Here is a 20,534-nt window from a genome sequence, read left to right as displayed (position 1 = left end):
CCTCTATTTATGGTGTTATACTTGCGCGCCATTTTTGACCGATTTGAACGGCAAAAATGGTGTTTATTTAGCCCCATGGTGGGGATTGTGTAGTAACGATAGCGGAGCACTTAAAATGATCCAAATGCAATCGACTCTCGATGTCGCATGTAACAGCGGCGCGCGCAGAGTTCAGTGTATTAAGGTCTTGGGTGGCTCTCATCGTCGTTATGCCGGTATCGGCGACATCATCAAGGTTTCTGTTAAAGAAGCCATTCCTCGCGCTAAAGCGAAGAAAGGTGATGTGTATAACGCGGTGGTAGTCCGTACTAAGAAAGGCGTACGTCGTCCAGACGGTTCTGTCATTCGCTTCGATCGGAATGCAGCGGTATTGCTTAACGCAAACCTTGCCCCGATTGGTACTCGTATCTTTGGACCTGTGACACGTGAACTGCGTACTGAGCAATTCATGAAGATTGTGTCGCTGGCACCAGAAGTACTGTAAGGAGCTTCAAAATGGCAGCAAAAATCCGTCGTGAAGACGAAGTAATTGTACTGGCCGGTAAGGATAAGGGTAAGCGCGGTAAGGTTACTCGTGTACTTACTACCGGTAAGTTAATTGTTGAAGGCATCAATCTCGTTAAGAAACACCAGAAGCCTAACCCTCAACTGGGTGTGACTGGTGGTATCGTTGAGAAAGAAGCACCGATTCAAGCATCTAATGTTGCGATCTTTAACCCTGTCACTGGCAAGGCGGATCGTGTTGGTTTCCGATTCGAAGACGGTAAAAAAGTCCGTTTCTTCAAATCGAACAGTGAACTCGTTAAGTAACTGGAGTAAACGATGGCGAAACTGCATGATAGATACAAAGAGACTGTTGTTGCTGAACTAACTAAAAAGTTCGGTTATACCAGTGTCATGCAAGTCCCTCGGATTGAGAAAATCACCCTGAATATGGGTGTTGGCGAAGCCGTAGCTGACAAGAAAATCATGGAAAATGCTGTCCGTGATATGACTGCTATTGCTGGCCAAAAACCAGTTGTGACTGTAGCTCGTAAGTCAGTTGCTGGTTTTAAAATCCGTGAAGGCTACCCTATTGGCTGTAAAGTAACCCTGCGCGGTGAGCGCATGTGGGAATTCTTTGAGCGTTTGGTTGACATCGCAATCCCTCGTATCCGTGACTTCCGTGGTCTGAGCGCTAAGTCGTTCGACGGCCGTGGTAACTACGCGATGGGCGTGCGCGAGCAGATCATCTTCCCAGAAATCGACTACGATAAAGTCGATAAGATTCGTGGTATGGATATTGTTATCACTACCTCTGCGAATACTGACGAAGAAGGTCGCGCTTTGCTTGATGCTTTCAACTTCCCATTCAAGAAATAAGGGGTAGCGAAATGGCAAAATTGTCAATGAAGGCACGTGAAGCAAAACGTGCAAAGCTCGTGGCCAAGTATGCTGAAAAGCGTGCAGCTCTTAAGGCTATCATCAGCAGCCCAGAGTCTTCTGACGAAGCTCGTTGGGATGCGGTTCTTAAGCTGCAAGCTCTACCACGTGATTCAAGCGCATCGCGTCAACGCAATCGCTGTAATCAAACTGGCCGCCCTCATGGTTTCCTGCGCAAATTCGGCCTGAGCCGTATCAAGCTGCGTGAAGCAACCATGCGTGGTGAAGTTCCTGGTCTGCGTAAGGCCAGCTGGTAAGCACTTGTCACGGAGTAAGCTAATATGAGCATGCAAGATCCTATTGCGGATATGTTGACCCGTATTCGTAACGGCCAAGCTGCTAACAAAGTATCTGTGAAGATGCCTTCTGCCAAACTGAAAGTTGCTATCGCAAAGCTGCTGAAAGATGAAGGTTACATCACTGACTACGCCGTAGCAGAAGAAGGCGCTAAGCCTGAACTGGAAATCACTCTGAAATATTTCCAGGGCCAACCTGTTGTTGAGACTATCCAGCGCGTAAGCCGTCCTGGTCTTCGTATTTACAAAGGTAAAGACGAGCTGCCAAAGGTTATGGGCGGACTGGGTGTCGCAATTGTGTCCACTTCTAAAGGCCTGATGACTGATCGTGCCGCCCGCCTTGCAGGCATGGGTGGTGAGGTTATCTGCTACGTAGCGTAAGGAGCTAGGAATGTCTCGTGTAGCAAAAGCACCAGTATCTATTCCAGCCGGCGTAGAGGTGACTTTAAACGACCAAACTATTACCGTTAAAGGCGGTAAAGGTAGTCTGACTCGAGTAATCAACAGCGCAGTTAACGTTGTTGTTGAAGGTGCAGAAATCAAGTTCTCTCCTGTTGAAGGCGTTGTTAACGCTTGGGCACAGGCAGGTACTGCTCGCGCACTGATCAACAACATGGTTGTTGGTGTTTCTCAGGGTTTCGAAAAGAAGCTGAAGCTGGTTGGTGTGGGTTACCGTGCCAAAGTTAGCGGCAGCGCTCTGGACCTGACCTTGGGTTTCTCTCACCCTCTGGTTCATCAATTGCCAGAAGGCGTTACAGCTGAATGCCCAAGCCAAACAGACATCGTACTGAAAAGTATCGATAAAGAGCTGGTTGGTCAGGTTGCGGCTGAAATTCGTGGCTATCGTCCACCAGAGCCTTATAAGGGCAAGGGTGTTCGCTATGATGACGAACAAGTACGCCGTAAAGAGGCTAAGAAGAAGTAGGTAACGCGATATGGATAAGAAAACATCTCGCTTGCGCCGCGCCACTCGCGCTCGCAAGAAGATCCAAGAGCTGGGCGTCAACCGTCTGGTTGTACATCGTACACCGCGTCACATTTACGCTCAGGTAATCAACCCTGAAGCTCAGGTGCTGGCTGTTGCCTCTACTGCTGAGAAAGCAGTAAAGGAACAACTGAAGTACACCGGTAACGTAGATGCGGCCAAGGCAGTAGGTAAAGCTATTGCTGAGCGCGCGATCGAAAAAGGCGTAACTGTTGTTGCTTTCGATCGTTCTGGGTTCAAGTATCACGGTCGTGTTGCTGCTCTGGCAGAAGCCGCTCGTGAAGCTGGCCTCCAGTTCTAAGGGGTAAAACAATGGCTAAATTAGAAGCTCAGCAAAAAGACGATCTGCAAGAAAAGCTGATTGCAGTTAATCGTGTTTCTAAAGTAGTTAAAGGTGGTCGTATCTTTAGCTTCACCGCTCTGACTGTAGTGGGTGATGGTAACGGTAAGATCGGCTACGGCTATGGTAAAGCGCGTGAAGTTCCAGCTGCTATTCAAAAAGCAATGGAAAAAGCCCGTCGCAACATGGTTACTGTAAACCTGAACGAAGGCACTCTGCACCATCCGGTGAAGGGTCGTCACTCTGGTTCACGTGTTTACATGCAACCTGCTTCAGAGGGTACCGGTATTATCGCCGGTGGCGCAATGCGTGCCGTATTGGAAGTAGCAGGCGTTCACAACGTACTGTCGAAAGCATACGGTTCTACTAACCCGATCAACATCGTTCGTGCAACTGTTGACGCACTGGTACATATGAAGTCACCAGCGCAGATAGCAGCCAAGCGTGGCCTGAATGTTGACGAAATTCGGGGGTAATGCACCATGGCTACTAAAACTATCAAAGTAACCCAGACCAAAAGTGCTATCGGGCGTCTGCCTAAGCACAAGGCCACTCTGACTGGTCTTGGTCTGCGTCGTATTGGTCACACCGTAGAGCTGGAAGATACTCCTGCTGTTCGCGGTATGATCAATAAGGTCTACTACATGGTAAAGGTGGAGGACTAATCAATGCGTCTGAATACTTTATCTCCAGCTGCAGGCGCTAAGTCTGCACCTAAGCGTGTAGGCCGTGGTATTGGTTCTGGCTTGGGTAAGACCGCTGGTCGCGGTCACAAGGGTCAAAAATCTCGTAGCGGTGGCGGTGTACGTCCTGGCTTCGAGGGTGGTCAAATGCCACTTAAGATCCGTCTGCCTAAGTTTGGCTTTACCTCGCGTATCGCTATGGTAACTGCTGAAGTTCGCTTGAGCGAACTGGCAAAAGTTAATGGTGACGTTATCGACCTGAACGCACTGAAAGATGCGAACGTAATAACTCGCAACATCCAGTTTGCGAAAATCGTTCTTTCAGGTACCATTGAGCGCCCAGTGACCGTAAAAGGTCTGAAGGTAACCAAAGGTGCACGTGCAGCTATCGAAGCTGCCGGCGGTAAGATCGAGGAATAATACGTCGATGGCAAAACCAGGACTTGATTTAAAAAGCGCGAAAGGTGGACTTTCCGAATTGAAAGCTCGCCTCCTGTTCGTGATTGGCGCAATTATCGTGTTTCGTGCCGGTTCATTTGTGCCAATTCCTGGTATTGACGCTGCTGTATTGGCAGAGCTGTTTGCTCAGCAAAAGGGAACCATCCTGGGCATGTTTAACATGTTCTCGGGTGGCGCCCTTGAGCGCGCCTCTATTTTTGCATTGGGGATCATGCCGTACATTTCGGCTTCGATCATCATGCAGTTGCTGACTGTTGTGCATCCTGCACTCGCTGAACTGAAAAAGGAAGGTGAGTCAGGACGTAAAAAAATCAGTCAGTACACAAGATGGGGTACGCTGGTGCTGGGTACATTCCAGTCGATCGGTATTGCAACAGGGTTGCCAAATTTGGTGACCGGCCTGGTGGTCGATCCCGGTTTCGGATTCTATTTTGTTGCAGTCGTCAGTTTAGTCACAGGAACCATGTTCCTGATGTGGCTTGGCGAGCAAATTACCGAGCGCGGTATAGGTAACGGTATCTCGATCCTGATTTTCGCAGGTATCGTAGCCGGTCTGCCTTCTGCTATCGGTCAAACGGCCGAGCAAGCGCGTCAAGGCGACTTGAACGTATTAGTATTGTTGTTGATTGCGGTGATCGTGTTTGCCGTAACCTATTTCGTGGTATTTGTGGAGCGTGGTCAGCGTCGTATCGTCGTTAACTATGCCAAGCGTCAGCAGGGCCGTAAGGTGTTTGCTGCGCAGTCAACTCACTTGCCGCTGAAGGTTAATATGGCCGGCGTAATTCCGCCAATCTTTGCGTCCAGCATTATTCTGTTCCCAGGCACACTGGCTCAGTGGTTTGGTCAGAATCCGTCTATGGAATGGCTGACTGAGGTTTCCCTCGCAGTTTCTCCTGGACAGCCGCTGTACTCTCTGTTGTATGCAGCAGCAATTATTTTCTTCTGTTTCTTCTATACTGCGTTGGTGTTTAACCCTCGTGAGACAGCAGATAACCTGAAGAAGAGTGGTGCGTTCATTCCCGGGATCCGTCCCGGCGAACAGACTTCGCGTTACATTGATAAAGTGATGACCCGTTTGACTCTGGCAGGCGCGTTGTATATTACCTTTATCTGTTTAATTCCGGAGTTCATGTTAATCGCATGGAAAGTACAGTTCTATTTTGGCGGTACTTCACTACTGATTATGGTAGTTGTGATCATGGACTTCATGGCTCAGGTTCAGACCCATATGATGTCTCATCAATATGAGTCTGTGATGAAGAAAGCTAATCTGGTGAACAAAGCGAATCTCGATCGCTTTGGTCGATAAGATAGCTTTACGGAGTGATGAAATGAAAGTTCGAGCTTCCGTGAAGAAGATCTGCCGTAACTGCAAGATCGTCAAGCGTAGTGGCGTTGTACGCGTTATCTGTGTTGAACCAAAACACAAACAGCGTCAAGGCTAAAAAAATCTTGGCCAGCTCTTAACTGGGCTGGCCAAAAATATTGTTTGCAAACTAGTCATCTGTCGAGTATCCTTTCGGGCTTTTCACAGATGGCCTTTAACTTAAGGAGTGCATAGTGGCCCGTATCGCTGGCATTAACATTCCTGATCAAAAGCACACAGTCATTGCACTGACTGCTATCTACGGTATCGGTCGTACTCGCGCTAAAGCTATCTGCGCGGCTACTTCCATTGCCGAAGACGCTAAGATCAAGGAATTGAGCGAAGCTCAAATCGATACTCTACGCGAAGAAGTTGCCAAATACTCAGTAGAGGGTGACTTACGCCGCGAGGTTTCAATGAACATCAAGCGTCTTATGGACCTTGGTTGTTATCGTGGCCTCCGCCATCGCCGTAGCCTGCCTCTCCGTGGGCAACGTACTAAGACCAATGCGCGTACTCGCAAAGGTCCACGTAAACCAATCAAGAAGTAACGGGAAGGTAGACAATGGCTAAAGTTCCGTCACGTTCTCCGCGTAAGCGCGTACGTAAACAGGTTGCTGATGGCATGGCTCATATCCATGCGTCTTTCAACAATACAATTGTTACTATCACAGATCGTCAAGGTAACGCTCTGTCATGGGCGACTGCAGGTGGTTCAGGTTTCCGTGGTTCACGTAAATCTACTCCATTTGCTGCGCAGGTGGCAGCTGAGCGCGCAGGTACTGCTGCTCAGGATTATGGTGTTAAAAACCTTGAAGTTTTCGTGAAGGGTCCAGGTCCAGGTCGTGAGTCAGCCATTCGTGCGCTGAACGCTGTTGGTTACAAAATTACCAACATCACTGATGTGACGCCGATCCCTCATAACGGTTGTCGTCCTCCTAAAAAACGCCGCGTGTAATTGGCAGTTTCGTTAGGATAGTTGGAGAAAGATCATGGCAAGATACTTGGGTCCCAAGCTCAAGCTCAGCCGCCGGGAAGGTACTGACCTTTTCCTGAAAAGCGGTGTGAGAGCAATCGATTCGAAGTGTAAGCTGGAAGCTGCACCTGGACAACATGGCGCTCGTAAGCCACGTTTGTCTGATTATGGCTTGCAGTTACGCGAGAAACAAAAAGTTCGTCGTATTTACGGTGTACTGGAAAAGCAGTTCCGTAACTACTACAAAGAGGCTGCACGTCTGAAAGGCAACACAGGTGAAAACCTGCTGCAACTTTTGGAAACCCGTCTGGATAACGTAGTTTATCGTATGGGCTTCGGTGCGACTCGTGCAGAAGCACGTCAGCTGGTTAGCCATAAGTCAATTATGGTCAACGGTCGTGTTGTTAACATTCCGTCATTCAAAGTGTCTGCGAATGATGTTGTAAGCATTCGCGAGAAGTCACAGAAGCAAGCCCGTATCAAGGCTGCTCTGGAAGTGGCTGCTCAACGCGAGAAGCCTACATGGGTTGAAGTCGACAGCGCAAAAATGGAAGGTGCTTTCAAGCGTCTGCCAGAACGTAGCGATTTGTCTGCGGAAATTAACGAACAGCTGATCGTCGAGCTTTACTCTAAGTAAGGCTAACAAACAAGAGAGGACACAATGCAGGGTTCTGTTACAGAATTTCTTAAACCGCGTCTCGTTGATATCGAGCAGGTTAACCCAACTCGTGCCAAGGTGACTCTGGAGCCACTCGAGCGTGGTTTTGGTCATACTTTGGGTAACGCGTTGCGTCGCATCCTATTGTCGTCTATGCCCGGCTGCGCGGTTACCGAAGTCGAGATCGACGGCGTACTGCATGAATACAGCAGTAAGGAAGGCGTACAAGAAGATATCCTTGAAATATTGCTGAACCTGAAAGGGCTGGCAGTTATGATCGAGGGTAAAGACGAGGCTATGCTCACTCTGAGCAAGTCCGGCGCAGGCCCTGTTACCGCAGCCGACATCACCCACGACGGCGATGTCACAATCGTGAACCCGGATCATGTTATCTGTCACTTGACCGGTAACAATGACATCAGTATGCGTATCCGCGTTGAGCGTGGTCGTGGTTATGTACCGGCTTCTGCCCGTGCACAAACCGAAGACGATGATCGCCCAATCGGTCGTCTGCTGGTCGATGCTTCATTCTCGCCAGTTGCTCGCATTGCTTATAATGTTGAGGCGGCTCGTGTGGAACAGCGTACTGACTTGGACAAGCTGATCATCGATATGACCACTAATGGTACTATCGATCCTGAAGAAGCTATCCGTCGTTCTGCGACCATCTTGGCTGAACAGCTGGATGCCTTCGTTGAACTACGTGATGTGACTGAGCCAGAGCAGAAAGAAGAGAAACCGGAGTTCGATCCGATTCTGTTGCGTCCTGTCGACGATTTAGAGCTAACTGTACGTTCGGCTAACTGTTTGAAAGCCGAAGCGATTCATTACATCGGAGATCTGGTACAACGCACTGAAGTTGAGCTGCTCAAAACGCCTAACCTGGGTAAGAAATCTCTTACCGAGATCAAGGATGTGTTGGCATCTCGCGGACTGTCGCTAGGTATGCGTCTGGAAAACTGGCCACCGGCTAGTTTGGCAGACGACCTGTAAGTCCCAGGTTTTGTACAGATTTAGGTTATAAGGATTAGGTCATGCGCCATCGTAAGAGTGGTCGTCAACTTAACCGCAACAGCAGTCACCGCCAAGCCATGTTCCGTAACATGGCAAGTTCACTGGTTCGTCATGAAATCATCAAGACAACCGTAGTGAAGGCCAAAGAACTGCGTCGCGTAGTTGAGCCTCTGATAACACTTGCTAAAAGTGACAGCGTAGCAAACCGTCGTCTGGCGTTTGCTCGTACTCGCGACCAAGAAGTCGTAGGTAAACTGTTTAACGAACTGGGTCCACGCTATCAGGAACGTCCTGGTGGTTACACCCGTATCCTGAAGTGCGGTCTGCGTGCCGGTGATAAAGCCCCTATGGCTTACATCGAGCTGGTAGGTCGCCCAGAAGCCGCTGAAGCTGTAGAAGTTGAAGCTGCTGCTGAGTAATCTCAGGTAAGTTCTGAAAAAGCCCCGCTCACAAGCGGGGCTTTTTATTTTGTTCGTCGCCTAAGGTCAATCTACGAGTTCGGCCTGCTGTTTGACCCTGTCTGGCAGTTTCAGTTGCCATTTTGTTAAACCACTCTCACTGAACAGATAAGCACCGCTGGTATCCATCTTTGGGAATATAGTTGCCGGTCTTATGCCCGCCAGGATCTGTTTGGCTATGGTTCCTGCTATGCAGCCATGCTTGTAACCATCCAGAATATAGCCTCCGATATTGCCTTCAGAGCCGACACTGAAATGCCAAAAACCAAAATGAGGCACAGTGGCGTTGTCGTGGGTCCAACGTGCTACCTGTAGCTCACCTACTATCTGTTGCTTATCATCTTGCAGCATTTGATACAGGGCCACAAACACAGCATCATAGCCTCGCTCTCGGGCGCTTGACACAGAAGCCTGCCAACTACTGAACTTTTGATGTTGTTCAATATCGATTTGGTTGTTGCCTATCATCAAATTTTGGTTGAGCTTTTTGATGGAAGCTACCGCTGTGTCCGAGGTATAACCCGAGTCAAATAACAGTAAGAATTTATGTGGTGGTGGGGTGGGTAACATAGCCTGTGCCATCAAGAGGGAACGTTTGAACAGAGGACGCTCCAACACGCCGGTAATGTTAGTTGTATGTTTGATCCTATAATCACGAGGATTGCCGTTGATCCCTAAATAAACTACCGGGGTTTGGGTTTGGCTGAAGCGTTCGTGTAGCAGCATCAAGGCATTGTCATCGGCGAGAAAGACCAAATCGGGTTTAAGTTCCAGGTATCTTTGCCAGGCTTTATTGGCCTGGATTTCAAACTGTTCTTTGGGGAGTCGCTTGGTATCGAGAGCGAAAGTCTCAAATTGGTGTTCATTGCCAAGGATGGACATTATCCCGGCTTTATAGCTTTGGTCCCAGGGATATTCGGCATGATAGGACTCAATCAGCAAGAGATTGGCAGCACCGATTGGCAGTGACAGCAGTATACCCAGAAATACCAATGCGCGCATGCCAAGTCCTTCTATTCAGCCTGTAGCATTTTAGCGTGGCATAAATTTCTGACTCTGCAAGTAATAAAAAAGCCTCCGAAGAGGCTTTTTTATCTAAGGGCGTTTACTTGGCGCCGCCGACCTGTTGCGTGTTGTACTCAAGCTTTTCATGGGTCTGGCCCATGGCTTCAGCAACTTCAGGTGGCATATAGTTTTCATCGTGCTTGGCCAGCACTTCAGAGGCTTCCAATTTGCCAGATTCAACCAGTACACCCTGGGCTACAATCCCCTGTCCCTCACGGAACAGATCCGGCAACAGGTCATCATAAGTTACTATGATTTCACCGCCGGCGGCATCATGCACGGCAAATTCAACATGCAGGCTTTCAGGATCACGTACCATGGAGCCTACAGTAACCATGCCCCCCACGCGGATCCGCTGGCCCACTTCCGGCTTGATGCCTGTGTCCTTTTTACCATTGACTATCTCGGTGGGAGTATAGAAGAGGTTAAGGTTAGAGTTGAGGGCATATAACAGCAAAGAAGCCACGGCTGCAACACCTGCAATCAAGGCCACTGCCAATACCAGTCTTTTTTTGCGTCTTGGGTTCACGATCTGTTACTCCGGTTTTGAGCGAGGCGTTCCTCACGTTGCACTTTGGATGCTATTTCCTGCAGTACCCGACGCTTCTTCATCGAACTAACTAGGATAAGCAGGCTAAGGGACACGAAAGTGACACCGTAGGCCAACCACACATAGAAGGCATAGCCGCCCATGTTGAAAAACTCTGCTAAAGATTGAAACTGCATTATTTGACTCCTTCGGCCTTGGCCAGTTCCCTAACCCAGGGGCGCATTCCGTTACGGGCCAGAATTTCGGCACGGAAACGCACCAGAGTGATGGCACCTATCATCAGACCAAACCCAAATATGTTGATCAATAAAGGGTAGAGCATGTCGGTGGACATGGTCGACTTTTCGGTGATTCGGATAGTGGATGGCTGGTGCAGTGAGTTCCACCATTCAACCGAATACTTAATGATAGGGATATTGATCACCCCTACTATGGCCAGAATGCCGGCGGCTCTGGCTGCCAGCACCTTATCTTCGAATGAGGCATAGAGGGAGATAACCCCTAAATATAGGAACAACAGCACAAGTTCAGAGGTCAGGCGTGCATCCCAAACCCACCAAGTGCCCCACATGGGTTTACCCCAAGTGGCACCAGTGAACAGAGCGATAAAGGTCACTACAGCACCAATTGGTGCGATAGAGGCGGCTGCCCAATCGGCCAGCTTAATCTGCCACACCAGGCCAATGAAGGCCGCGGTTGCCATGCCCATGTAAGCAGCCATTGACATGGATGCAGCCGGTACGTGGATAAAGATAATACGGTAGCTGTCACCCTGTTGGTAATCAGTGGGAGCAAATGCCAAGCCCCACACGGTTCCGGTTGCGATAAGTGCCAGGGCAAGCAGTGCAAACCAAGGCAGTAGTTTTCCTGACAGTTGATACGCCCTTTGAGGGTCGGCGTAGGGATGTAACCATTTCCACATTTCAGTTAGTACTCACTCGCAATGAGGCACCAATAGCAAAAGGTGCCAAGACTAAAGAACCGACCAGCATAGCGCCTAAAATCGCTAGCTGACCATCATAGGGTTGTTTGGATGCTGCAAAGTCGATCGCGCCGGTCGCAAAGATCAACACTGGTATATACAGTGGCAGGATCAACAAACTCAACAGCACGCCGCCTTTGCGTAAGCCCACTGTCAGGGCTACACCTATGGCGCCAAGCAGACTCAACACAGGTGTCCCCAGCATCAAGGTGGCTATCAGGGCACCATAACTGTTGTCGTCCAGATGCAGCAGCACAGCCAACAGCGGTGCGATTATAATTAAAGGTACGCCAGTCAGTAACCAGTGAGCAAACACTTTGGCCAGTACCAACAGCGCCAGTGGCTGCGGGCTAAGCAACATCTGCTCCAGACTTCCGTCACTGAAGTCTGCCTTGAACAACCGTTCCAGTGACAACATGGCTGCCAGCAAGGCCGCAACCCAGATAATCCCGGGAGCAATCCGGGTCAACACCTGCGGCTCAGGACCTATACCCAGCGGAAACAGGGTAACCACTATGATAAAAAACAGCAGTGGGTTAAAAATATCACCACGATGACGCACGGCAATCTGTAGATCCCGTTTCAGCAGGGTGAAAAATGCCTTGGTAAAACTAATGCCTCTGTTCATCTCTGCTAAGCCTTATACGAAGCGATAATCCAAGCGGATTTTCCGCAACCTTTCATCTGTAATGATGCCCATATCCTGGTGGGTCGTCAGAATGACACAGCCACCGGCGTCGGCATGGCGAATATAGAGTTGTTCCAATTCAGCGACCCCTTTCTTATCGATCGCGGTAAAGGGCTCATCCAGAATCCAGATTTTACAGGCGGTATGCCAGAGCCTGGCGAGTGCGGTTCGTCTGTGTTGGCCCGCAGACAGGTGGCCTGCAAGCGCTTCTTCAAAACCGGTCAGGTTGACTTTGGCAAGGATTTCCCGAGCATCAAAGTCATCATACCCACTGATTCTTAAATTGAAGTTAAGGTTTTCCTCGGCGGTTAATTCGCTTTTCACGCCCGCGAGATGGCCCAGATAAAGCAGGTTTTCATTGAACTCATCGCGGCAACGAGTAATAGCTTCTCCCTGGAACAGGACTTCCCCTCCGTATGGGCGTGACAGGCCAGCGAGGATCCGCAGTAGGCTGGTTTTACCGGCACCGTTGGGACCTTCAATCTGGACAATATCGCCAGGATGGATATCGAAGCTGAGTTCATCGAATAGTATTCGCTCTTCTCGAATACAAGTGAGGCTGCTTGCCGACAGCAGTGATGTAGGTTTTGGTTCTGCCACTGAGCCCTCTATAACAAGCGATAAGGAAACACAAGAGATACTAACACATGCTCTGGCTGGGGTTTACCACTGGTTTGCACTAAGTTTCAGCAATTTGATGTGCTTCCAATAAAAGTGAATTTTTTGGAACTTTTTTATCTGTTACTAATATATTAATGAATTCGCGACCTTTGTCCTTTTTTACGGAACAAGCTGCGATTTTAATCACAAAAAGGTGAGATTTATTGAAGTTTGTTGTACTCTTAGCGAGCTAAAATGAGTCTGCCTGCTTAAACCAAGGGCAGCGTTGAGCTTTGTAAGTATTTGCATTAGGAACATTGAACATGAAAAAACTGTTAGCAATGACCGCAGTAGCTGCATTGACTATGTCTGCGAACGTGTCAGCCCAAGAAGGTGAGGCCGTTTACAATAAAGCCTGCCAAGTCTGCCATAGCATGGGTGTTGCCGGTGCACCTAAAGCACACGATGCTGCTGCTTGGGAGCCTCGCCTGGCCAAAGGTATCGACACCCTGCTTAACAGCGTTAAGTCTGGTTTGAACGCTATGCCTCCTGGTGGCATGTGTACAGATTGTACTGATGAAGATTACAAGAACGCTATTGGATTCATGTCCAAGTAATCAGGTATCATCATAAAAAAACCGGCATCAGCCGGTTTTTTTATGTCTATTTGTCAAGGTTAGGATTACTGAACTTCGGTATCCAGCACCAGTTCACCGCTGGCACCGACTTTGATGCTGGCCAGCTTACCTTGCAGATCGCCTGGTTGAGGTTTTACGCTGCCGTGCTTGGACAATACTGCAATCACTTCAACATCGGTAGCATCGCTGAGTTTAACGTTACCACCCATATTGGTGGAATCATCCAGAGTCACAGTCACAGGTAATGACTTGGCACTCACCTTGGTGGCAGCCAGTGGGACTTTAGGGCCTTCGGTTGCTCTGGCAAAGATGAACAACATATCTGTATTGCTGACTTTGGCCGCCAGTTCAGGGGCGATAGAGACATTCAGTGTCACTGTCTTTGCTGTTGCTGTCTTTAAGCCCTTGTGAGCCTCATCATTTGGCATAGTGGCACCACCTTCTGCCTGCAGGCGCATCTTGGCGCTGTCGATGGCATTGATCAGTGCGGCGCGATCCACGTCGGCTCTATCACTGTCAAGAATGGTTTGCCAAGCGCCGATTGCCTTGTTGTAATCCGCGGTAAAGAAAGCATCCATACCAACCAGCAGTAGAGTGGAAGGGTCTTGTGGATCCAGTTTCAGCGCTTGATCAATCAGTGACTGAACCACAGGGATCATCTGCTGACCGGCCTTATAATAGAGGGCGGTAGCTTTGGGGCCAAGCAACTCGGCGTGAACTCCCACCAGTTCGATCACCTTATCAAAGGCTGCTACTGCCTGATCATATTGTCCGGCAGAGATGTAGGCGTGACCCAGACTGAACCAAGCTTGGCTGTTTTCCGGCTCCTGCTGCACTGCAGATTCCATCATTTGCACCCGTTGCATCATGATCTGTTCAGTACTCATACCTGCATGGGGGTTTTCAGGTTGAGGTGAATCGATATTCTGATAGGCGCCTAACTGTTGATAGGAGTAACCGGCCACGACCAGTAATACGGCAGACATCAGACTTGGCCACAGTAGCCCTTTAGGCTTGGCTTGTGTATCGAGCGAATCATCCGCTCCTTGCTTGATGTCCTGCAACAAGCTGACTTCCAGCTCCTTTTTCAGGGATTCAAATTCGTCTTGGTCCAGCAGTTCTTCCTGGCGTTCTTTTTCCAGAATAGCTAGACGTTCGTTAAACAGTTCCAGGTTGGTCTGTTTACGGACACCGGACTCTTCAGCCTTGAGTAGCTTCTGCTGCCGGAAATGAGGGAGCCAGATCAGCCCCAGGCTGACTAACACAACAATCGCAATAAAAATCCAAAAAGTGGTCATTATGTTTATTTCACGTTGGTTTGTGACAAAGCGGGGTTACCGCACGGCCTGATTGCAAGATTATACGGAAAGATGATTCATTGAACAGTAATATAAGTCCCCCACCAAAGTTAATGGTCATAGTTGGGCACTGGTTCACAGTTCCAAATTTCAGCAAAAAATTCAATGAAACTTCTCTATTTAACGCCTGTCACAGCTTGGAGTCTTGCCGTTTTTCCATGGTCAATATTGGTCGCTCGGAGAATGAGAGCCGCGACCCATAATTGGTGGAAAGTGGCAGACAGGAACAAAAGCAAATACTAAAATGAACAAAAATTCGTAATATATACCTGTTAACCCTTGCGGCTTTTAAGCCGCAATTAAGTTAATAAAGTAATGGTGTGTGCCCGTAGTTGTGCGTCTGCCTAGAATAGAAGCTTGGCAGACATTGACCTGGAAACTGAGGAAAACCCATGATCCCAGAACTTGGACATTTCTCATTGATCATAGGGATGGCGTTCGCAGTACTGCTGATGACAGTCCCCCTGATCGGTGTTGCCCGCAAAGACCAATACCTAGTGCGCTATGCCTGGCCACTAAGTTACGGTATGTTTTTTTTCATCTTTTTATCGGTAATTGCGTTGGGTTATAGCTTCGCAATCGATGACTTCTCAGTAGCCTATGTGGCTCATCATTCCAACTCTCAATTGCCTATCTTCTTTAAGATTGCAGCAGTCTGGGGCGGACATGAAGGCTCATTGTTGTTCTGGGTCTTCTCACTTTCGGTGTGGACCGCAGCTGTAGCTTTCTTCAGCAAGGGGTTGGAAGAGGTGTTTACCGCTCGGGTATTGGCCGTGTTGGCGATGATCACCATAGGCTTTACCCTGTTTATGCTGCTCACTTCCAGCCCATTCGAACGTTTGTTCCCGATCCCGGCAGAAGGGCGTGACCTTAACCCTATGTTGCAGGATGTGGGTTTGATCTTCCACCCACCCATGCTTTATCTGGGGTATGTGGGCTTTTCAGTCAGCTTCGCCTTCGCTATCGCCGCATTGATGAGCGGTCGACTCGATTCTGCTTGGGCTCGTTGGAGTCGTCCTTGGACTCTGGCTGCCTGGATCTTCCTCACTGGTGGTATCGCATTGGGCTCCTGGTGGGCATATTACGAGTTAGGTTGGGGCGGTTGGTGGTTCTGGGATCCGGTTGAAAACGCGTCCTTTATGCCATGGCTTGTTGGTACAGCTCTGGTTCACTCCTTGATAGTGACAGAGAAGCGCGGTGCCTTCCGTAACTGGACAGTGCTTCTGTCTATCTTTGCCTTCTCTTTGAGCTTACTGGGTACATTTATTGTTCGTTCTGGCGTGCTGACCTCAGTGCACTCCTTTGCGGCAGACCCAGGCCGGGGTATGTTCATTCTGTTGCTGCTCGGTTTGGCTATCGGTGGTTCGCTGACCCTGTTTGCCTTCCGTGCCAGTGAAATGAGCAGCCCAGCTCGCTTCGATTTGAAATCCAAAGAAACCATGCTGCTGGTTTGTAACGTATTGCTGACTGTGGCTGCAGGTACTGTATTGCTCGGTACTCTTTATCCACTGCTGATCGATGCGTTGGGCATGGGTAAGATTTCTGTTGGCCCACCATACTTTAATGCAGTGTTTGTTCCGATCGTGCTGGTGCTGTTCGGCTTTATGGGGATTGGTCCCATCATTCGCTGGAAAAAATCCAAACAAGGAGAGCTCAAACGTCAGTTATTGGTACCTGCGATTATCTCGGCTGTGCTGGGTGTAATCGCGCCATTTATCGCCGGTGGTGAGTTCAACATCTGGGTGGCACTGGGTATAGGTGCGGCAGTGTGGATTGTGCTGGCGACTCTGCGTGCCGGTTACAACGTGATTAAAGCTAAAGACGGTAGTGTCAGCCTGGCGCGTATGGGCCGCAGTGAACTGGGGATGATCATTGCTCACTTAGGTATTGCTGTCTCAGTAGTTGGTGCCACCATGGTGTCTAACTACTCTATTGAGAAGAGCGTGCGTATGGGGCCTGGTACCAGTCATGAACTGGCCGGTTACACCTTCAACTATCTGGAAACCCGTAACGTTGTTGGCCCCAATTACACGGCACAGCAAGGACAGGTTGAAGTACTTAAAGATGGTGAAAAGATTGCATTGTTGCAGCCGGATCGTCGTCAATACAATGTTCGCACCATGGATATGACCGAAGCCGGTATCGACTGGGGCCTGTTCCGGGATCTCTATGTCACTATGGGCGACCCTATTAGCCGTACTGAATTTGCAGTGCGACTGAACTACAAACCTTTTGTTCGTTGGTTGTGGTTTGGCAGCATCTTTATGATGGTTGGTGGTTTCTTTGCTGCTTCAGACAAGCGATACCGTGCCAAGGCGCGTGCTGAAGAAGCGGCCTCAGCCAAGAAAGCCAAACTGGCAACAGCCTGAAACAGGTAAGAAGAAGATGAAGAAGCTAATACTTTTTATTCCACTGATATTGTTTCTTTTGATGGGGATCTTCCTTTATAAGGGACTGTTCTTGAATCCGCAGCAGTTGGATTCCGCTTTGGAAGGCAAGCCAGTGCCTGCCTTCCAATTGGAAAAACTGGAAACGCCGGGAGAGATGATCACCAACGAAGATCTCAAAGGTAAGGTATCCATGCTGAACGTATGGGCAACTTGGTGTCCATCCTGTAAGTATGAACATCCTTACCTGATGCAACTGGCACGTCAGAATTTGATACCTATCCATGGCATTAATTATCGTGACGAGCGTGCACTGGCAATGAGAGAACTCTCTCGTCAAGGCGACCCTTACACGCTGAATATCTATGACAAAGATGGTCGTCTTGGTCTGGATCTCGGAGTATACGGTGCGCCGGAAAGTTTCATCGTGGATCATAACGGCATTATTCGTTATCGCTATGCTGGGCCGGTAGATATGCGGGTTTGGAAAGAAACCCTGTATCCCATGATCCAACAGTTGCAGGCCGAGGCCGCTAAGGATAAAGCGTCATGAGAAAGTTGCTGCTAAAAACCTTTGCTGTTGTAGCACTCCTGATTGGCTATGCCGCTCAGGTGGCGGCAACGCCGGTGGACACTTTCGAGTTCAGCTCTCCTGATAAGCAGAAGCGAGCGTTGTCGTTGGCTCATGAGCTGCGTTGCCCTCAGTGTCAGAACCAAAATCTGATCGATTCCAACTCACCGGTTGCCCGCGATCTACGTCTTGAAGTGTACAAGATGGTGGAAGAGGGCAAAGCCGATGATGAAATCGTCCAGTTCATGACCAGTCGCTATGGCGAGTTTGTCCTCTATAAGCCGAGACTTGAAACCAAGACCTACGTTCTGTGGCTTGGGCCTGTGGCACTGCTGTTGTTTGGTGGTTTGATTGGCTTTATCTTCATCCGTAAACAACGTACTTCCGGTGGTAAAGAGCTTGAACTGTCTGCCGAAGAACAACGCCAGTTGGATGAGTTATTGAAGCGAGACAAGTAATGAATAAACTCGGATACTCATTACTTTTGCTGGCGTCCCTGTCACTGGGGGCGCAGGCTTATCCTGGTATGCAGCCAAAGGAGCACAATCAGATCCAATCCAGTGTCGACAAGATCAATGTGCTCCCCCACAGCTTTCCCCTGGAAGTGGTGCCGTTTCAAGATAAGGCCGGTAGCCAATTGGATTTCAGTCAACAGAAAGGAAAAGTGGTGCTGGTCAATATCTGGGCCACTTGGTGTCCTCCGTGTGTTAGGGAGTTGCCGGCACTGGAACGACTTGAAGAGCAGTTCAGTGAGAAAGAGTTCGCCCTGCTACCGATTTCCATCGATCAGGGGGGGCAGGAGCAAGTTGCCAGTTTTCTGCAATCCCAGGGGATGGCAAACTTCCACAGTTACTACGATCCGCAGATGCAGTTGGGGCAGATATTCCCACTCGATACTATCCCGGCGACCTTTATTCTAAATGGTAAAGGGGAGCTGATTGCCTTTGTTCGTAGCTTTGTCGACTGGGATGACCCAAAAGCGATAGCCTTACTCAAAGGCTTTATTGAGCAGGAAAATGTTACTAAGTCGGCTGCAAACTAGCTAAATCTGGTTGTAAAACAGCCATGATGACTGAAAAAGATCGTTTTTGCCTAAAAGTTCGGCAAGCGATCTTTTTTCTTTTAAAAAGCCCTTGCACAAAAGTTTAGGCTCCCTATAATGCGCTCCCACTGACACGGCACAGCGGCAACGCGAAAGACGTGACAGGGTCGAAGAAAAGAGGCTTTTGAGTCCTTTCAACGACAGGCGGAAAAAGATGGTAAATACCTCTTGACGCCGCAGCAGGAAAGCGTAAAATACGCAGCCCTGACCCGATGGCCACAGCGTCTAAGGGATTGCTCTTTAACAAGATAAACAAGCAAATCTGTGTGGGCACTCACAGGCATTGAGAAATCGACAAAACGATTTAACTCGATGAAGAGTGTTCATACGAACAGAATTCATTGAGCAGAACCTTCGGGTTCAACCAAAACTTTAATTGAAGAGTTTGATCATGGCTCAGATTGAACGCTGGCGGCAGGCCTAACACATGCAAGTCGAGCGGTAACATTTCAAAAGCTTGCTTTTGAAGATGACGAGCGGCGGACGGGTGAGTAATGCCTGGGAATTTGCCCATTTGTGGGGGATAACAGTTGGAAACGACTGCTAATACCGCATACGCCCTACGGGGGAAAGCAGGGGACCTTCGGGCCTTGCGCTGATGGATAAGCCCAGGTGGGATTAGCTAGTAGGTGAGGTAATGGCTCACCTAGGCAACGATCCCTAGCTGGTCTGAGAGGATGATCAGCCACACTGGGACTGAGACACGGCCCAGACTCCTACGGGAGGCAGCAGTGGGGAATATTGCACAATGGGGGAAACCCTGATGCAGCCATGCCGCGTGTGTGAAGAAGGCCTTCGGGTTGTAAAGCACTTTCAGCGAGGAGGAAAGGGTGTAAGTTAATACCTTACATCTGTGACGTTACTCGCAGAAGAAGCACCGGCTAACTCCGTGCCAGCAGCCGCGGTAATACGGAGGGTGCGAGCGTTAATCGGAATTACTGGGCGTAAAGCGTGCGCAGGCGGTTTGTTAAGCGAGATGTGAAAGCCCCGGGCTCAACCTGGGAACCGCATTTCGAACTGGCAAACTAGAGTCTTGTAGAGGGGGGTAGAATTCCAGGTGTAGCGGTGAAATGCGTAGAGATCTGGAGGAATACCGGTGGCGAAGGCGGCCCCCTGGACAAAGACTGACGCTCAGGCACGAAAGCGTGGGGAGCAAACAGGATTAGATACCCTGGTAGTCCACGCCGTAAACGATGTCTACTCGGAGTTTGGTGTCTTGAACACTGGGCTCTCAAGCTAACGCATTAAGTAGACCGCCTGGGGAGTACGGCCGCAAGGTTAAAACTCAAATGAATTGACGGGGGCCCGCACAAGCGGTGGAGCATGTGGTTTAATTCGATGCAACGCGAAGAACCTTACCTACTCTTGACATCCAGAGAACTTTCCAGAGATGGATTGGTGCCTTCGGGAACTCTGAGACAGGTGCTGCATGGCTGTCGTCAGCTCGTGTTGTGAAATGTTGGGTTAAGTCCCGCAACGAGCGCAACCCCTATCCTTACTTGCCAGCGGGTAATGCCGGGAACTTTAGGGAGACTGCCGGTGATAAACCGGAGGAAGGTGGGGACGACGTCAAGTCATCATGGCCCTTACGAGTAGGGCTACACACGTGCTACAATGGTCGGTACAGAGGGTTGCGAAGCCGCGAGGTGGAGCTAATCTCATAAAGCCGGTCGTAGTCCGGATTGGAGTCTGCAACTCGACTCCATGAAGTCGGAATCGCTAGTAATCGTGGATCAGAATGCCACGGTGAATACGTTCCCGGGCCTTGTACACACCGCCCGTCACACCATGGGAGTGGGCTGCACCAGAAGTAGATAGCTTAACCTTCGGGAGGGCGTTTACCACGGTGTGGTTCATGACTGGGGTGAAGTCGTAACAAGGTAGCCCTAGGGGAACCTGGGGCTGGATCACCTCCTTACCTAAGCGATAATTGGTG

General features: G+C 49.4%; 29 protein-coding genes and 1 rRNA gene. 23 read left to right on the top strand and 7 right to left on the bottom strand.

The window, feature by feature from the left end; translation table 11 throughout:
- Positions 1 to 115 precede the first annotated feature (115 nt).
- From rplN to rplQ, 17 genes are all read left to right on the top strand, one after another.
- Positions 116 to 484: a 50S ribosomal protein L14 gene (gene rplN / locus ACMHXH_RS09680; protein WP_011494644.1), complete on the top strand. Its 369-nt coding sequence runs from the start codon at positions 116 to 118 to the stop codon at positions 482 to 484.
- Positions 485 to 495: 11 nt separating this feature from the next.
- On the top strand, positions 496 to 810 hold the full coding sequence (gene rplX, locus ACMHXH_RS09675) for a 50S ribosomal protein L24 (protein ID WP_025011967.1): 315 nt from the start codon (positions 496 to 498) through the stop codon (positions 808 to 810).
- 12 nt (positions 811 to 822) lie between these two features.
- A complete protein-coding gene (rplE, locus tag ACMHXH_RS09670; RefSeq protein ID WP_025011968.1) occupies positions 823 to 1,362 on the top strand; it encodes a 50S ribosomal protein L5 in 540 nt (179 codons plus the stop codon).
- Positions 1,363 to 1,373: 11 nt separating this feature from the next.
- Positions 1,374 to 1,679, top strand: a complete 306-nt coding sequence (gene rpsN, locus ACMHXH_RS09665) for a 30S ribosomal protein S14 (RefSeq protein WP_025011969.1) — start codon at positions 1,374 to 1,376, stop codon at positions 1,677 to 1,679.
- Positions 1,680 to 1,703: 24 nt separating this feature from the next.
- Positions 1,704 to 2,099: a 30S ribosomal protein S8 gene (rpsH, locus tag ACMHXH_RS09660; protein ID WP_025011970.1), complete on the top strand. Its 396-nt coding sequence runs from the start codon at positions 1,704 to 1,706 to the stop codon at positions 2,097 to 2,099.
- A 10-nt stretch (positions 2,100 to 2,109) separates the two neighbouring features.
- Positions 2,110 to 2,643, top strand: a complete 534-nt coding sequence (gene rplF, locus ACMHXH_RS09655; protein WP_039036044.1) for a 50S ribosomal protein L6 — start codon at positions 2,110 to 2,112, stop codon at positions 2,641 to 2,643.
- Between the two features lie 10 nt (positions 2,644 to 2,653).
- A complete protein-coding gene (rplR, locus tag ACMHXH_RS09650) occupies positions 2,654 to 3,004 on the top strand; it encodes a 50S ribosomal protein L18 (protein WP_025889969.1) in 351 nt (116 codons plus the stop codon).
- 11 nt (positions 3,005 to 3,015) lie between these two features.
- On the top strand, positions 3,016 to 3,519 hold the full coding sequence (gene rpsE / locus ACMHXH_RS09645) for a 30S ribosomal protein S5 (protein WP_025011973.1): 504 nt from the start codon (positions 3,016 to 3,018) through the stop codon (positions 3,517 to 3,519).
- Positions 3,520 to 3,525: 6 nt separating this feature from the next.
- Complete coding sequence (rpmD, locus tag ACMHXH_RS09640) at positions 3,526 to 3,708, top strand: 50S ribosomal protein L30 (protein ID WP_025011974.1); 183 nt, start codon at positions 3,526 to 3,528, stop codon at positions 3,706 to 3,708.
- A 3-nt stretch (positions 3,709 to 3,711) separates the two neighbouring features.
- Positions 3,712 to 4,146 carry a 50S ribosomal protein L15 gene (gene rplO / locus ACMHXH_RS09635; RefSeq protein ID WP_039036045.1) on the top strand — a complete coding sequence of 145 codons (435 nt, stop codon included), beginning with the start codon at positions 3,712 to 3,714 and terminating at the stop codon, positions 4,144 to 4,146.
- Positions 4,147 to 4,153: 7 nt separating this feature from the next.
- Positions 4,154 to 5,494 carry a preprotein translocase subunit SecY gene (secY, locus tag ACMHXH_RS09630; protein ID WP_039036046.1) on the top strand — a complete coding sequence of 447 codons (1,341 nt, stop codon included), beginning with the start codon at positions 4,154 to 4,156 and terminating at the stop codon, positions 5,492 to 5,494.
- 22 nt (positions 5,495 to 5,516) lie between these two features.
- Positions 5,517 to 5,630, top strand: a complete 114-nt coding sequence (gene rpmJ, locus ACMHXH_RS09625; RefSeq protein WP_006083579.1) for a 50S ribosomal protein L36 — start codon at positions 5,517 to 5,519, stop codon at positions 5,628 to 5,630.
- 115 nt (positions 5,631 to 5,745) lie between these two features.
- Positions 5,746 to 6,102, top strand: coding sequence for a 30S ribosomal protein S13 (gene rpsM / locus ACMHXH_RS09620; RefSeq protein WP_039036047.1), 357 nt, complete (start codon positions 5,746 to 5,748; stop codon positions 6,100 to 6,102).
- Between the two features lie 14 nt (positions 6,103 to 6,116).
- Positions 6,117 to 6,509, top strand: a complete 393-nt coding sequence (gene rpsK, locus ACMHXH_RS09615) for a 30S ribosomal protein S11 (RefSeq protein WP_025011978.1) — start codon at positions 6,117 to 6,119, stop codon at positions 6,507 to 6,509.
- Between the two features lie 34 nt (positions 6,510 to 6,543).
- Positions 6,544 to 7,164: a 30S ribosomal protein S4 gene (rpsD, locus tag ACMHXH_RS09610; RefSeq protein ID WP_025011979.1), complete on the top strand. Its 621-nt coding sequence runs from the start codon at positions 6,544 to 6,546 to the stop codon at positions 7,162 to 7,164.
- Positions 7,165 to 7,188: 24 nt separating this feature from the next.
- Complete coding sequence (locus ACMHXH_RS09605) at positions 7,189 to 8,178, top strand: DNA-directed RNA polymerase subunit alpha (protein ID WP_039036048.1); 990 nt, start codon at positions 7,189 to 7,191, stop codon at positions 8,176 to 8,178.
- A gap of 41 nt (positions 8,179 to 8,219) precedes the next feature.
- The gene (gene rplQ, locus ACMHXH_RS09600) at positions 8,220 to 8,618 is read left to right on the top strand and encodes a 50S ribosomal protein L17 (RefSeq protein WP_028781249.1); all 399 of its coding nucleotides are present in this window, start codon (positions 8,220 to 8,222) and stop codon (positions 8,616 to 8,618) included.
- Between the two features lie 66 nt (positions 8,619 to 8,684).
- Here the strand turns inward: rplQ and ACMHXH_RS09595 are convergent, their stop codons facing one another.
- From ACMHXH_RS09595 to ccmA, 6 genes are all read right to left on the bottom strand, one after another.
- Positions 8,685 to 9,659, bottom strand: a complete 975-nt coding sequence (locus ACMHXH_RS09595) for a hypothetical protein (protein WP_335912202.1) — start codon at positions 9,657 to 9,659, stop codon at positions 8,685 to 8,687.
- A gap of 103 nt (positions 9,660 to 9,762) precedes the next feature.
- Positions 9,763 to 10,251, bottom strand: coding sequence for a cytochrome c maturation protein CcmE (gene ccmE / locus ACMHXH_RS09590; RefSeq protein ID WP_039036050.1), 489 nt, complete (start codon positions 10,249 to 10,251; stop codon positions 9,763 to 9,765).
- The gene (ccmD, locus tag ACMHXH_RS09585) at positions 10,248 to 10,448 is read right to left on the bottom strand and encodes a heme exporter protein CcmD (protein ID WP_025011982.1); all 201 of its coding nucleotides are present in this window, start codon (positions 10,446 to 10,448) and stop codon (positions 10,248 to 10,250) included. The genes ccmE and ccmD overlap by 4 nt, the downstream gene beginning before the upstream one ends.
- Positions 10,448 to 11,194: a heme ABC transporter permease gene (locus ACMHXH_RS09580; protein WP_025011983.1), complete on the bottom strand. Its 747-nt coding sequence runs from the start codon at positions 11,192 to 11,194 to the stop codon at positions 10,448 to 10,450. Before ACMHXH_RS09580 ends, ccmD begins: the two co-directional genes overlap by 1 nt.
- A gap of 1 nt (position 11,195) precedes the next feature.
- Complete coding sequence (gene ccmB, locus ACMHXH_RS09575) at positions 11,196 to 11,882, bottom strand: heme exporter protein CcmB (RefSeq protein ID WP_025011984.1); 687 nt, start codon at positions 11,880 to 11,882, stop codon at positions 11,196 to 11,198.
- A gap of 12 nt (positions 11,883 to 11,894) precedes the next feature.
- The gene (ccmA, locus tag ACMHXH_RS09570) at positions 11,895 to 12,542 is read right to left on the bottom strand and encodes a cytochrome c biogenesis heme-transporting ATPase CcmA (protein ID WP_071476055.1); all 648 of its coding nucleotides are present in this window, start codon (positions 12,540 to 12,542) and stop codon (positions 11,895 to 11,897) included.
- Between the two features lie 323 nt (positions 12,543 to 12,865).
- Here ccmA and ACMHXH_RS09565 point away from each other — a divergent pair, with 323 nt between their 5' ends.
- A complete protein-coding gene (locus tag ACMHXH_RS09565) occupies positions 12,866 to 13,159 on the top strand; it encodes a c-type cytochrome (protein ID WP_039036052.1) in 294 nt (97 codons plus the stop codon).
- Positions 13,160 to 13,224: 65 nt separating this feature from the next.
- Here ACMHXH_RS09565 and ccmI read toward each other — a convergent pair whose 3' ends face one another.
- Positions 13,225 to 14,478, bottom strand: a complete 1,254-nt coding sequence (ccmI, locus tag ACMHXH_RS09560; protein WP_071476054.1) for a c-type cytochrome biogenesis protein CcmI — start codon at positions 14,476 to 14,478, stop codon at positions 13,225 to 13,227.
- Between the two features lie 452 nt (positions 14,479 to 14,930).
- Here ccmI and ACMHXH_RS09555 point away from each other — a divergent pair, with 452 nt between their 5' ends.
- From ACMHXH_RS09555 to ACMHXH_RS09535, 5 genes are all read left to right on the top strand, one after another.
- On the top strand, positions 14,931 to 16,907 hold the full coding sequence (locus ACMHXH_RS09555; protein WP_039036147.1) for a heme lyase CcmF/NrfE family subunit: 1,977 nt from the start codon (positions 14,931 to 14,933) through the stop codon (positions 16,905 to 16,907).
- Between the two features lie 16 nt (positions 16,908 to 16,923).
- Complete coding sequence (locus ACMHXH_RS09550) at positions 16,924 to 17,478, top strand: DsbE family thiol:disulfide interchange protein (RefSeq protein ID WP_039036146.1); 555 nt, start codon at positions 16,924 to 16,926, stop codon at positions 17,476 to 17,478.
- A complete protein-coding gene (gene nrfF / locus ACMHXH_RS09545) occupies positions 17,475 to 17,954 on the top strand; it encodes a heme lyase NrfEFG subunit NrfF (RefSeq protein ID WP_039036145.1) in 480 nt (159 codons plus the stop codon). Before ACMHXH_RS09550 ends, nrfF begins: the two co-directional genes overlap by 4 nt.
- Positions 17,954 to 18,538 (top strand): TlpA disulfide reductase family protein, encoded by a 585-nt coding sequence (locus tag ACMHXH_RS09540; protein WP_335912201.1) that lies wholly within the window; start codon positions 17,954 to 17,956, stop codon positions 18,536 to 18,538. The genes nrfF and ACMHXH_RS09540 overlap by 1 nt, the downstream gene beginning before the upstream one ends.
- Before the next feature lie 433 nt (positions 18,539 to 18,971).
- Positions 18,972 to 20,516: ribosomal RNA gene (locus ACMHXH_RS09535) — 16S ribosomal RNA — on the top strand.
- Positions 20,517 to 20,534: the final 18 nt, after the last annotated feature.

This window comes from Shewanella sp. BJSY2023SW001, from assembly GCF_047314685.1.
GTDB classification, from domain to species: Bacteria; Pseudomonadota; Gammaproteobacteria; order Enterobacterales; family Shewanellaceae; genus Shewanella; species Shewanella indica.
This window is presented reverse-complemented; position numbering and strand designations above follow the sequence as displayed.